Source organism: Pontimicrobium sp. MEBiC06410, assembly GCF_053601615.1.
The window spans coordinates 384,522-397,907 of sequence record NZ_JBSHNT010000164.1; the positions used below are offsets into that span (position 1 = coordinate 384,522).

Here is a 13,386-nt window from a genome sequence, read left to right on the forward strand (position 1 = left end):
TTAAGTATCTATTTTACGTTTTTTACTCTCCCATAGCTTTTACTAAAGCGGCAGACATACGTTTATAAGTTCCGTTTTCTAATCTATCTCTAATAGCATCGAATGCATCTAGAGTTTCAGAAACATCTTGCAGAGTATGTGTAGCTGTAGGAATCATTCTTAATAAAATTAAACCTTTAGGTATAACAGGGTATACTACTATAGAACAGAAAATACCATAATTTTCTCTTAAATCTCTAACTAAAGCCATTGCTTCTGGAATACTCCCTTTTAAATATACTGGTGTAACACAACTTTGTGTTGTTCCAATATCGAAACCACGCTTTTTTAATCCAGATTGTAATGCATCAACAATAGTCCAAAGGTTTTGTTTTAACTCTGGCATTGTACGTAACATATCTAAACGTTTTAATGCACCAACAACCAATTGCATTTGCAACGATTTTGCAAACATTTGCGAACGTAGATTGTATTTTAAGTAATCTATAATTTCTTTATCTGCTGCAATAAATGCTCCTGTACTAGCCATAGATTTTGCAAATGTTGCAAAATACACATCTATCTCGTCTTGTACACCTTGCTCTTCTCCTGCTCCTGCTCCAGTAGCTCCAAGTGTTCCAAAACCATGAGCATCATCAACAAATAGTCTAAAATTAAATTTCTTTTTAAGCTCAACTATTTCTTTTAAACGCCCTTGTTCTCCACGCATACCAAAAACCCCTTCAGAAATCACTAAAATACCTCCGCCAGTTTGCTCGGCCATTTTAGTTGCTCGTTCAAGATTTTTCTCTAAACTATCTATATCGTTATGCTTATATGTAAAACGTTTACCCATATGTAAACGCACTCCATCTATAATACATGCATGAGAATCTACATCGTAAACAATAATATCATCTTTAGATACTAATGCGTCTACAGTAGAAACCATTCCTTGGTATCCAAAATTTAATAAGTAAGCAGCTTCTTTATTAACAAACGCCGCTAATTCATTCTGCAACTGCTCGTGTAGTTCTGTGTGACCAGACATCATTCGTGCTCCCATTGGGTATGCAGACCCGTACATTTTTGCTGCTTCTGCATCAACTTTACGAACCTCAGGATGGTTAGCTAATCCTAAATAATCATTAATACTCCATGTGATAACTTCCTTTCCCTGAAACTTCATTCTATTAGAGATTTGTCCTTCCAGCTTTGGAAATACAAAATATCCTTCTGCAGCTGATGCCCATTTCCCTAACGGTCCTTTATCCTTGTATATTTTTGCAAATAAGTCTTTCATCGGTTCGTTTTCATTGTTTACTTTACGCCCATAACTCTACACACAAAACATCTTTAAGGTAAAAGTTTATTTTGAATAATTTATTATAAGCCATTACATTAGTTAGTAGATGCAAAATTAGGTAATTCTACCTTTTTTGCATAATCTTTTTACTGTCTATTTTTCACAAAAAAATTAGCTGACTTAAAATACTTAAAATCAGCTAATTTCAATATGTTTATTCTTATTTATTTTACGTATTGTATACTTTGTGCAGCTTCTTCATTAATACTATCAAAAAAGCCTTGATCTCTCATCCATTTATCGCTATATATTTTACTCATATAACGCGATCCGTGATCTGGAAAAATTGTAACTACAACATCGTTTTCTTTAAATTCTCCTTCTCCTTCTAATTGTTTTATAGCTTGCATTGCTGCTCCAGAGGTATAACCTACAAAAAGTCCTTCAACTTTTGCTATTTCACGTGCTGTATGTGCACTTTCTTCATCTGTAACCTTAACAAACTCGTCTATTGTATCAAAATCTGTAGCTGTAGGTATTAAATTTTTACCTAAGCCTTCTATTCTATATGGATAAATTTCTTTATCGTCAAACTCTCTTGTTTCATGATACTTTTTTAACACAGAACCATAAGCGTCTACACCTATAACTTTAATTTCTGGGTTTTGCTCTTTTAAATATTTTGCTGTTCCAGAAATTGTTCCTCCCGTTCCACTACATGCTACTAAATGCGTTATTTTACCATTAGTTTGGTTCCAGATTTCTGGTCCTGTAGAATGGTAATGCGCATCCATATTTAACTGATTGAAATATTGGTTTATATATACAGATCCTTTTATTTCATCATGTAATCGTTTTGCTACTTGGTAATAAGATCTTGGGTCATCTGCACTAACATTTGCAGGGCAAACATAAACTTTAGCCCCCATATTTTTAAGCATGTCTATTTTATCTGCAGAAGACTTAGAGCTTACAGCTAAAATGCAGTCGTATCCTTTTATTACACTTACCATAGCAATACTAAACCCTGTATTACCAGAGGTCGTTTCTATAATAGTGTCTCCTGGTTTTAAAATACCTTGACGTTCTGCTTCTTCAATTATATATAATGCAATTCTATCTTTAGAGGAATGTCCGGGATTAAAAGCTTCTACCTTAGCTAAGAAATTACCTTTAAATTCAGACGTTATTTTTTTCAGTTTTATCATTGGTGTATTTCCTATTAGGTCTAATACATTGTCAAAAACTTGTTTATTGTTTTCCATAAACGCTACTTATAAGCTAAATCAATTGGTTATTGTGTTTAAAACCTCGCAAAAATACGGATTTTTTTTTTAATAGTTAATTCCTTCTAAATCTAACAGAAAAGCATACTGTAATGCAACTTCTTTTAAACTTTCAAAACGCCCCGAAGCTCCACCGTGACCAGATTCCATATCTATATGAAATAACAAGGTATTATTGTCTGTTTTTAAGTCTCTTAATTTAGCTACCCATTTTGCTGGTTCCCAATATTGTACTTGTGAATCATGCAAGCCAGTAGTTACTAACATATTTGGATAGTCTCTAGAGGTTACATTATCGTATGGTGAGTACGATTTCATATAATCGTAATATGTTTTATCATTAGGATTTCCCCATTCATCATACTCTCCTGTTGTTAATGGTATTGTATCATCTAGCATTGTAGTAACAACATCTACAAAAGGTACTGCTGCAATAACACCATTATACAATTCTGGTTCTAGGTTAATTACTGTACCCATTAATAAACCTCCTGCACTTCCTCCCATTGCATATAAATGTTCGGCTGTAGTATATTTTTCTTTAATTAAGTGTTTAGAGCAATCTATAAAGTCTGTAAATGTATTCATCTTTTTTAATAGCTTACCATCTTCGTACCATTTGCGCCCTAAATATTCACCTCCTCTAATATGTGCTATTGCATATATAAATCCTCTATCTAAAAGGCTTAATCTTATAGATGAAAAATACGGGTCTATAGTAGAGCCGTAAGAGCCGTAAGCATATTGTAATAATGGATGGCTACCATCTCTTTTCATTCCTTTTTTATATACCATTGAAACGGGTACTTTGGCTCCATCTCTAGCTGTAACCCATATACGTTCTGACACGTAATTGTTTTTATCGAACGTATCACTTAGTACTTGTTGTTCTTTTAAAACATTATGCTGTTTCGTTTCAAAGTTATAATCAATTACAGAATTTGGTGTTATTAAACCGTTATAACTGTATCTTAAATCTGTGCTATCAAAATCTGGATTGTTTCCTATATTTAGCGTATAGGTTTCATTATTAAATGTTAAATAATAATCTTCACTTCCATCCCAATTGATGACTCTTATATTATTTAATCCATTTTGGCGTTCATTAACAACTAAATATTTACTAAAAATTTCTATATCTTCTATTAAAACATCTGCTCTGTGCGGTAATACATCTTCCCAATTATCTTTTTCTGTTTTATTTTCTGATGTTTTTTGAAGTTTATAGTTTTTAGCTCCATCCTTATTTGTTATAATATAAAAGCTATCATCGTAATGTGCTATAGAGTATTCTAGTTCTCGCTCTCGTTCTTGAAACATTTTGAATGCTCCGTCTGGCGTATCTGCATTAAGTATCTGATACTCTGAAGTTAATGTACTAGAAGAGCCTATTACTATATATTTTTTAGACTTTGTTTTGTATACAAAGGTGTTAAATGTTTCGTCTGTTTCATTATATACAACAACATCTTCTTCTTTAGATGTGCCTAATTTATGCTTAAAAATTTTATCAGAACGCAATGTTACTTCATCTTTTTTACTGTAGAATAATGTTTTATTATCATTAGCCCATGTAGAACTCCCTGTTGTGTTTTCTATTTTGTCTGAAAATACTTCTCCAGTAATTAAGCTTTTTATTTGCAACGTATATTGCCTTCTACTCACAGTATCTACAGCAAAACTAACCATAGTATTGTCTGGGCTAACAGAAATACCTCCCAATCTAAAATAAGCGTGTCCTTTGGCCATTTCATTACAGTCAAAAAGCAACTCTTCTTCTGCTTCTAAGCTCCCTTTTTTTCGTGTATAGATAGGGTATCCTTTTCCTTTTTCGTATTTAGTTATATACCAATATCCGTTTAATTTATAAGGTACAGATTCGTCATCTTCTTTAATACGGGCTTTCATTTCTTCAAATAATTCTTTTTGAAATGGCTCTGTATGTTTTAAAACAGATTTAGTGTAGGCATTCTCCTCATTTAAATAGTTTATAACTTCAGCATCCTCTCTATCATTTAACCAATAGTAATTATCAATTCTTATATCATTATGTATTTCTAATTGCTTAGGTTTTTTCTTGGCTAATGGAAATGTTTTAACTATTGTTTTATCTGTCATATCTTCTTTTTGTTTACAGGAAACACAAAAATATAAACTTATAAGTGAAATTATAGTAATTTTCTTCATATTAAATATTTAAACAATTTCCTCTCAAATTTAATAACTTTGCACCAAATTAAACTATTAATATAAGAATTATGTTTGGAGACCTTAGTGGTATGATGGGCAAGCTTCAAGATGCTCAAAAAAAAGTAGAAGAAACAAAACAGCGACTAAATACTGTTTTAGTTGATGAGAAGAGTAACGATGGCTTATTACAAGTAACATTAACAGCAAATAGAGCTATAAAATCTATAGAAATTAATGATGAATTGTTAGAGGATAAAGAACAGTTAGAAGATTACTTAATTTTAACATTAAATAAGGCCATAGAAAAAGCGACACGTATTAACGAAGCCGAACTTGCAGCTGCTGCAAAAGATGGGATGCCTAATATACCTGGAATGGATATGTTTAAATAATTTAAAAAAGGCTTTTAATATGTATATTAAAAGCCTTTTTTATTTCACTCTATTTCTTATTTTTTTCTATTGTAACTTTCGTTTTAAATATTCTGGAGAGTTTAAAAATAATTGTTCTACTTGATTTTCCCAATCTCTAACAATATTAAAATAACTTGTATTTACTTCTGCCATTATAGCGTTACAATCTTTACAGGTATGTTTGTAACCTAGAAAATAATGTCCAAACTCATGAAATGCGACTACTTTTAAAATTTCTTTATCTAAAAGCGTCATCCAGCTAAATACTATTTTTTCAACTTCATTTTTTTTATTTCTAACCAACATACCTAAAGTACCGCCTTTTGTTGATACTTGTAATGTATCTACAATTGCTATTTCTTTTAAGCTAAATAGTTTATCTGTAAACTTAATATTGTACTTTTTACATTCTTTTAAAAAATCGTCTAGGTATGGCTGAATTAAACCATCTGTTTTTAAAGTATTTAATGTTGGTGTGCGTTTTGGTAATTCGTAATTAGAATTTTGAGCGTTTATATTACTTACAGTAAATGTAAATAGCAAGCAGAGAATTAATTGCGTTAGTTTCATGTTGTAAAATTTTTAATTTATTGTAACGCAATCTCCAATGTATCAACAATCGATAGACATACTTCTAGTTACTATATAAAAGGGTTATAGCTTTTACATCAACGCTATTTAATAGCTCTATATTGCTCATTTATTACACTTTATAATAATTTTAGCATTTACTTACATTAAAATTGAGAACACCTAATTCATTTATGTTTTCGTTTTATAATAGTTATTTATATAAAAAAAGAGAAGCAAAAACTTCTCTTTTTATTCTATTTTTAATCCTTTATTTAATCTGTATAGATTATTGTAGGATTAAACATCTTGTATTTCTAAGGTACTTAGTTAGCGTTTATTACTCTAAACTGAGTTCTTCTGTTTGCTAAGTGCTCTCTTTCTGTACAAGATACACCATCTGAACATCTGTTAGTTAATCTAGTTTCTCCATAACCATTAGAAACGATTCTACTAGAGTTAATACCTTTAGATATTAAATAGTTTGTTACTGCTTGTGCTCTTCTTTCTGATAAAGAACGGTTGCTAGCTTTAGACCCTCTAGAATCTGTATGCGATGCAATCTCTACAGATACACCATCTGCTAATACAGGTAATAGTTTAGCATCAATTTCTGCTTTAGCAGCATTAGTTAATGTTGCAGAACCTAAGTTCCAGTTTATGTTAAGGTCGTTATACTCAACAACTTTACAATCTACTTCTTTCCATGTTGTTAATCCTCCTTTTTTCTGTAACACTTCCTTAGTTACTGTTTTCGTTACTGGTGGCACTGGAGTTTCAACAACTTTAGAATCTTCAACTAAAACTGTTTTCTTAATTGTTGCTGTTTTTTGAGGAATATCTATAGCTCTTGTCGTTGGAGGCGTTACCATTACTGTACGTTTCATTGTTTTTGTAACGGCTGGAATCTCTACAACTCTTGTAGTTTCTGGTATAATTACTGTTCTCTTAACAGTTTTAGTAACTGCTGGTATTTCTATTACTCTTGTTGTTGGAGGCGTTACCATTACTGTACGCTTCATTGTTTTCGTTACAGCTGGAATAGGAATTACTCTCGTTGTTGGAGGTGTTACCATAACAGTTTTCTTAACCGTTTTAGTTACTTGAGGTATATCTATTGTTCTTGTAGATGCTGGTTTAACAACTATTTTTCTTGTATAAGAAGACATTCCGCAATCTGGATCTGCACTTGTATCACAATCTGGAGTTCTAATGTAAGATGCATCCGACGCTAATTCTGTTGTATTAATTGTTATATTTTGTGCTGGTACTGCTTTGTAACACCAGTATCTACAATCGTTAGGATCGCTAGATTGACAATCTGCTGCAGGTGTATCACTCATTCCCCATTTTGCTGTAGCTGGTTTAGTTTCTATAACTTGATAGTTAGAAGAAAATTTAGCAGGAACGACTTTTAATGAAGACCCAAACTCTCTTTTTTTGTACGTAATATTTTCTGTACCATACTCAGCAGGAATAACTTCTAAACGTTGTCCTGCCTCGTTAACTACTACAGTAACATCTTGTGTTTCGTAAACCGCAGGTACCATTTCTAATTTTTGGCTAGCTGGTTGAGTTACCACTTCAAATGTTTGTGTTTCGTACACTGCTGGCACCAATTCTAAGCGTTGACTTGCTTCTTTAATAACAACAGTTTCTATTTCTGTTTCTGTTCTAGAAGCTATTTTTTCTAAACGTTGACTTGCTTCTTTTACAACGACTTCAAAAGTCTGTGTTTCATATTTTGCTGGCACAACTTCCAATCTTTGGCTTGCATTAGCAACTACAACGGTTTCTGTTTCTGTTCCGTATTTTGCTGGTACTGTGCTTAATTTCTTGTAAGCTGGTGCTACTTGAACTGTTACGTCTTGATTTACCCAAATATCTGGTGTTACACAACGAACATAACACTTCCCTGGTTCAGGATTAGCTGGTAAATCTTGAGCAAATGCAACTAAGCCAATTGCAAAAGATAAAAATGTTAGTAGTAATTTTTTCATTTTGTTAAAGTTTAATGATTATATGGTTATTTATATACGCTAAGTAGTTAGGGTTTAGCCTATTCTACTAATTTCGTACAAAAATACTAGCAATCAAACCCTTTAGTGGTTTTTAAAACGAAAAAAGCACACTCTTTCGATGAAACGCAAAAAAACACGTTAAAAATTTTAACAAATTTAATCTTACAAAACTACTATGAAATTTTAGTTTTTTTTCTTATTTTATAGGGAGTTTAACGCTTTTAAGAAATGGTTATGCATCTCATTAGTGTAATCTAAATGTGTTACTATTCTTACTTTACCAGCACCTAATGCTATAATTTTTATTCCCTTTTTATCTAAAGTCTGTATAAATTCACTTTCAGAAATCCCTTCTTTTAAACTAAAAATTACAATGTTAGTTTCTACAGGTTCTACTGTATTTACATACGCTTGCGTTTTTAATGTATTCGCTATCTCTTTAGCTTTTTCATGATCTTCTTCTAATCGCTCTATATTGTTATCTAATGCATATAGTCCAGCTGCAGCTAGAAAGCCAACCTGTCTCATTCCGCCTCCTAGAATTTTTCTAATTCTAATTGCATCTTTCATAATATCTTCGTCTCCTACCAACACAGAGCCTATAGGGCATCCCAACCCTTTGCTTAAACACACAGAAATAGTATCGAACACATCTCCATATTGTTTAGGGTTTTCTTTTTTTGCAACTAAAGCATTCCATAAGCGTGCCCCATCTAAGTGTAATCCTAAACTATTTGCATCGCATACTTTACGCACCTTCTTTATCTCTTCAAAATCCCAACAAGCTCCTCCTCCTTTATTGGTTGTATTTTCTATTTCAACTAATCGAGTTAGTGGGCTATGGTAAAAATCTGGAGGATTTAAAGCTTCTTCAACTTGTTTTGCTGTAAACATGCCACGCTGTCCATCTATTAGTTTACAAGAAACCCCACTGTTAAACGATGCACCCCCACCTTCGTAATTAAATATATGAGAATACTTATCGCAAATAACTTGATCTCCTGGGTTTGTATGTAATTTTATTGCGGTTTGATTCGCCATTGTTCCACTCGGGAAAAACAATGCTTTGGGTTTTCCAAATAATTCTGCAATTTTTAGTTCTAATGCATTAACGGTTTCATCTTCTTTATACACATCATCTCCTACATTAGCATTTATTATAGCTTCTAACATTTCTTTAGAAGGTTTTGTTACCGTATCGCTTCTTAAATCTATTATCATTTATTTATTTTTATGCATAAAATTATAAAATATGCTTTCAATTACTTTAATATAATGGTATAAATTATATTTTTGTTTCAAACTACAATATAATGATAACACAAGATCATATAAAAGATCTCTCTAAACGCCTTAATGCTTTAAGGCAATATCTTTGACATAGATAAGAAATTAATAGAAATTCAAAACGAAGAAGAGCAAACGTTTGACCCTAATTTTTGGAACGACTCTAAAGCTGCAGAGGCTGTTATGAAGTCGCTTAGAATAAAGAAAAAATGGGTTGAAGACTACGAAAAATCGAATACTTTCGTAGAGGATCTTGAAGTTATTTACGAATTTTATAAGGAAGAAGAAGCAACAATTAAGGATGTGGAAACTCGCTTTGAAAAAGCAAAAACTCTAATTGAAGACTTAGAGTTTAAAAACATGCTCTCGGAAGAAGGTGATAATTTAAGTGCCGTTTTACAAATAACTGCTGGTGCTGGAGGTACAGAAAGTTGCGATTGGGCAAATATGTTATTACGTATGTATTTAATGTATGCCGAAAAAAATGGTTTTAAAGTAAAGGAACTTAACTTACAAGATGGAGATGTTGCAGGTATTAAAACGGTGACTATAGAAATTGAAGGTGATTACGCTTTTGGTTGGCTTAAAGGCGAAAATGGGGTACACCGTTTAGTACGTATCTCTCCTTTTGATAGTAATGCGAAACGCCACACCAGTTTTGCCTCTGTTTATGTTTACCCATTAGTTGATGACAGTATAGAAATAGACATTAATCCTGCAGATATAGATATTACTACTGCACGATCTAGCGGTGCTGGAGGACAAAATGTAAATAAAGTTGAAACTAAAGTGCAACTAACACATAAACCGTCTGGTATACAGATTTCGTGTTCAGAAACTCGCTCTCAACACGATAATAGAGCGCGTGCATTACAGATGCTTAAATCTCAGCTTTACGAAATTGAATTACAGAAGCAAATGGCTCAGCGCGATGATATTGAAGCTGGTAAAATGAAAATTGAATGGGGTAGCCAAATACGTAATTATGTTATGCACCCGTATAAACTGGTTAAAGATGTACGTACTGCACACGAAACAGGTAATGTAGATGCTGTTATGGATGGTGATATTACACCTTTCTTAAAAGCGTATTTAATGATGATGGGACAAAAAGATACAACACAAGATTCGTTATAATAAAAAATAAAAAAATATGATTAAAATATACCACAATAATAGATGTAGTAAATCGCGTTGCGGTTTAGAAATTGTTAAGGACTCTGGTAAAGATTATGAAGTTATAAACTATTTAGTAGATACACCAACTGTTGAAGATGTAAAAAACCTATTAAGTTTATTAAATATAGAACCTCTAGCGCTTATTCGTAAAAATGAAGCTATCTGGAAAGCCGATTACAAAGGAAAAGATTTAACTAATGAAGACATTATTAAAGCTATGGTAGCGCATCCAAAACTTATAGAAAGACCAATAGTAATTAACGGTGACAAAGCTGTTATTGGGCGTCCGCCAGAGCTTATAACTACAATTATATAATTTAAAACACTCTATTAACTTATATAATGAAAATACTGTAGCATTAAATTTAAACTTATTATAAAAATAGACTTATAGTAATACTACCCTAATAACGTCTTCTAGCACTTTAGCTTTAAAGGCGACTTAATAAATAAAAAAAGCTTCAAAATATTAACATTTTGAAGCTTTCTTATTTAACATACATTTAACCAATCTAAGTTAAACCATAATCTATTTTTGCAGTCTTAACTGCTAAAATATATTCATGCATAAATTAATACTTACCCTAGTATGTCTCGTTACTTTTGTAACAACATCTAGCGCACAAAACACCTCTAAAAAAGAAGTAACTATTAGCGGAAAAATTCTAGACAGCAATTCTAAAACCCCTTTAGAATATGCTACAGTAGTATTTACAGATACTACAGATAAAACAAATATTACTGGAGGTATTACAAACGAGAAAGGAGAATATAATATTCCTGTAACTGTAGGTTCGTATACTATATCTTACGAATATATAGGGTTTACAACAGTTAAAATTGAAAACAAACAAATAACAAAAACGGTAAACTTAGGCATACAATTACTTGATGAAAATACAGAAGCGTTAGACGAAATTGAAATTATTGCAGAAAAAACAACTGTAGAAATTAAACTAGATAAGAAAATTTATAACGTAGGTAAAGATTTAACTGTTAGAGGTGGTACTGTTAGTGATGTTTTAGATAATGTCCCTTCTGTTTCTGTAGATGTTGAAGGTAATGTTGCCTTAAGAGGGAATGATAATGTTCGCATACTTATTAATGGAAAACCTTCTGGCTTGGTAGGTTTAAATTCTACAGATGCTTTACGACAATTACCTGCAGAATCTATTGAGAAAGTAGAAGTTATAACGTCTCCATCTGCTCGATATGATGCAGAAGGTACTGGTGGTATTTTAAATATTATTTTACGCAGAAGTAAGTTACAAGGTTTAAACGGAGCCATAACAACAAATGTAGGTTATAATCCAGCTGCCGGAATTTCTGGAAATATTAATTACAGAACAGGAGATATTAATATATTTAACACTACATCATATAATTATAGAGAAGTACCAGGTAACAATGATGGCTTTACTAGATATTTTAATCAAGAATTTGACGCTTCTGGTAACTTAATAGCAGACAATCCTGATACCTTTCTAGAAGAGACTAATAGGTACGACCGTATTAGAAAAGGGCTTAATACTAATTTTGGAGTGGAGTGGTATGTTAACGAATCGTCTTCTTTAACAACTTCGGTGCTTTATAGCAATGGAGATAATGAAAGCAATACAACCAATCGTGTAAGTCAATTTGATGCGAATAACACACTTACATCAAGTACACTACGTTTAGACCCAGAGTTATCTGACAGACAAACAATACAATATGCTGTTAATTTTGATAAGCAATTTAAAACTAGTGGTCATAAATTAACTTTCGATTTTCAATATGAAGATAGTAGTAATGATGAATTATCTAATGTAAATGTAGACGGGACTGTTTCTGAAAAGGTTGCGACATTAGAGGACGAACAACGTATTCTTCTACAAACAGATTATGTTTTACCCATAGGAGAAAAAAGTCAGTTTGAGTTAGGTTACCGCGGTAACTTTAATGATAAGAGTACAGATTACACTGTTGAGTTTTTAGATTTTGACACGAATGTATTTAATGTAAGTACAGACCTAACTAACTTATTTAATTATAGAGAATTTATTACTGCTGTATATTCGCAGTATGGAAGCAAGATTGGTAAATTCTCTTACCTTTTAGGCTTACGTTTTGAAAACACGCAAATAACATTAGACCAGCCTACGAGCGGAGATTATGTAAAAAACACATACAATGGGTTATTCCCTACTTTAAATTTAAGTTACGAGCTAAGCGAAAGTGAAAACATTACTCTAGGATATAACAGACGTATACGTCGCCCACGTTCATTTTTTGTAAACCCCTTCCCTTCTCGCTCTAGTGTAACAAGTATTTTTCAAGGAAACCCTGCTCTTGCACCTAGTTACTCTGGACAAGTAGATCTAGGGTATTTAAAACGTTTTGGAAAATTTACATTCGATACTTCTGCTTATTTTTCGCATGCTACAGATATTTTTAATTTTACTAGTTTCGATTCTGGCGAAACTGCTATTGTTAACGGACAAGAAATTCCTGTAATACAACGTACGCCTATTAACTTGGCAACACAAGACCGATTTGGGTTTGAATTTACTTTAAGTTACAGAGCTTCCAAAAAATGGAATATTAATGGAAATTTCAATTTTTTCAAAAGTGAAACCGAAGGAGTTACGCCAAATGGAGAAAACCTAGGAAATAAAAATACAAGTTGGTTTGCTCGTGTAAATAACAAATTTACGCTTCCTGGTAATATAGATTGGCAAACACGCCTATCTTATAGAGGCCCTAGTGAAGATGCACAAAATAAAAGAGAAGGTGTTTTTTCTACTAATTTAGCATTTAGCAAAGACTTATTTAAAGAAAAGGCTTCTTTAGCTTTTAATGTTAGTGATTTATTTAATTCTAGGAAAAGAAAACAAGTAACAACGACTAGTACATTTGTAAACGAAAGCGAATTTCAATGGAGAGAGCGTAGTTTTAATTTATCGTTTACTTACAGATTTAATCAAACAAAGAAACAACAACGTAGAGGCCAAAGACCAAATGGAGGTGATGAAGGATTTGAAGGGTAATTTTTATGTATGATTTAAATTATACAATAATTTCTTTAGTTCTTGTAAATGGTATATAGAATATTATAAGTACACATAATTATGCATAAAAAAAGGGAAACTCTAGAGTTTCCCTTTTTTATTGTA

The 13,386-nt window shown here is 32.1% G+C and carries 10 protein-coding genes; 4 read left to right on the forward strand and 6 right to left on the reverse strand.

The window, feature by feature from the left end; all coding sequences use genetic code 11:
- Nucleotides 1–22: 22 nt before the first annotated feature.
- The 3 genes from ACVC08_RS19420 to ACVC08_RS19430 form a co-directional block, all read right to left on the reverse strand.
- Nucleotides 23–1,282, reverse strand: coding sequence for an aminotransferase class I/II-fold pyridoxal phosphate-dependent enzyme (locus tag ACVC08_RS19420; RefSeq protein ID WP_452597460.1), 1,260 nt, complete (start codon nt 1,280–1,282; stop codon nt 23–25).
- A gap of 227 nt (nt 1,283–1,509) precedes the next feature.
- A complete protein-coding gene (locus tag ACVC08_RS19425) occupies nt 1,510–2,550 on the reverse strand; it encodes a PLP-dependent cysteine synthase family protein (RefSeq protein ID WP_452597461.1) in 1,041 nt (346 codons plus the stop codon).
- Nucleotides 2,551–2,619: 69 nt separating this feature from the next.
- Entirely contained in the window at nt 2,620–4,689 is a 2,070-nt protein-coding gene (locus ACVC08_RS19430; RefSeq protein ID WP_452603313.1) for a S9 family peptidase, read from the reverse strand.
- Nucleotides 4,690–4,829: 140 nt separating this feature from the next.
- On the opposite strand from ACVC08_RS19430, the gene ACVC08_RS19435 reads away from it, so the two are divergent.
- Nucleotides 4,830–5,153 carry a YbaB/EbfC family nucleoid-associated protein gene (locus tag ACVC08_RS19435; RefSeq protein WP_452597463.1) on the forward strand — a complete coding sequence of 108 codons (324 nt, stop codon included), beginning with the start codon at nt 4,830–4,832 and terminating at the stop codon, nt 5,151–5,153.
- A gap of 66 nt (nt 5,154–5,219) precedes the next feature.
- Here ACVC08_RS19435 and ACVC08_RS19440 read toward each other — a convergent pair whose 3' ends face one another.
- The 3 genes from ACVC08_RS19440 to ACVC08_RS19450 all read right to left on the reverse strand — a co-directional run bounded on the left by ACVC08_RS19440 (nt 5,220) and on the right by ACVC08_RS19450 (nt 8,986).
- Entirely contained in the window at nt 5,220–5,744 is a 525-nt protein-coding gene (locus ACVC08_RS19440) for a hypothetical protein (RefSeq protein WP_452597464.1), read from the reverse strand.
- 326 nt (nt 5,745–6,070) lie between these two features.
- Nucleotides 6,071–7,744, reverse strand: coding sequence for an OmpA family protein (locus ACVC08_RS19445; protein ID WP_452597465.1), 1,674 nt, complete (start codon nt 7,742–7,744; stop codon nt 6,071–6,073).
- A gap of 222 nt (nt 7,745–7,966) precedes the next feature.
- The gene (locus ACVC08_RS19450) at nt 7,967–8,986 is read right to left on the reverse strand and encodes a threonine aldolase family protein (RefSeq protein WP_452603314.1); all 1,020 of its coding nucleotides are present in this window, start codon (nt 8,984–8,986) and stop codon (nt 7,967–7,969) included.
- A 92-nt stretch (nt 8,987–9,078) separates the two neighbouring features.
- On the opposite strand from ACVC08_RS19450, the gene prfB reads away from it, so the two are divergent.
- The 3 genes from prfB to ACVC08_RS19465 all read left to right on the forward strand — a co-directional run bounded on the left by prfB (nt 9,079) and on the right by ACVC08_RS19465 (nt 13,260).
- Nucleotides 9,079–10,189 (forward strand): peptide chain release factor 2 gene (prfB, locus tag ACVC08_RS19455; protein WP_452603315.1). Its coding sequence is split into 2 segments (ribosomal slippage): nt 9,079–9,141 and nt 9,143–10,189, totalling 1,110 coding nucleotides; the frame shifts between segments, so codons are not numbered across the junction.
- Between the two features lie 16 nt (nt 10,190–10,205).
- A complete protein-coding gene (locus ACVC08_RS19460; RefSeq protein ID WP_452597468.1) occupies nt 10,206–10,547 on the forward strand; it encodes an arsenate reductase family protein in 342 nt (113 codons plus the stop codon).
- A 247-nt stretch (nt 10,548–10,794) separates the two neighbouring features.
- Nucleotides 10,795–13,260, forward strand: coding sequence for a TonB-dependent receptor domain-containing protein (locus tag ACVC08_RS19465; RefSeq protein WP_452597469.1), 2,466 nt, complete (start codon nt 10,795–10,797; stop codon nt 13,258–13,260).
- The last annotated feature ends 126 nt before the right edge of the window (nt 13,261–13,386 follow it).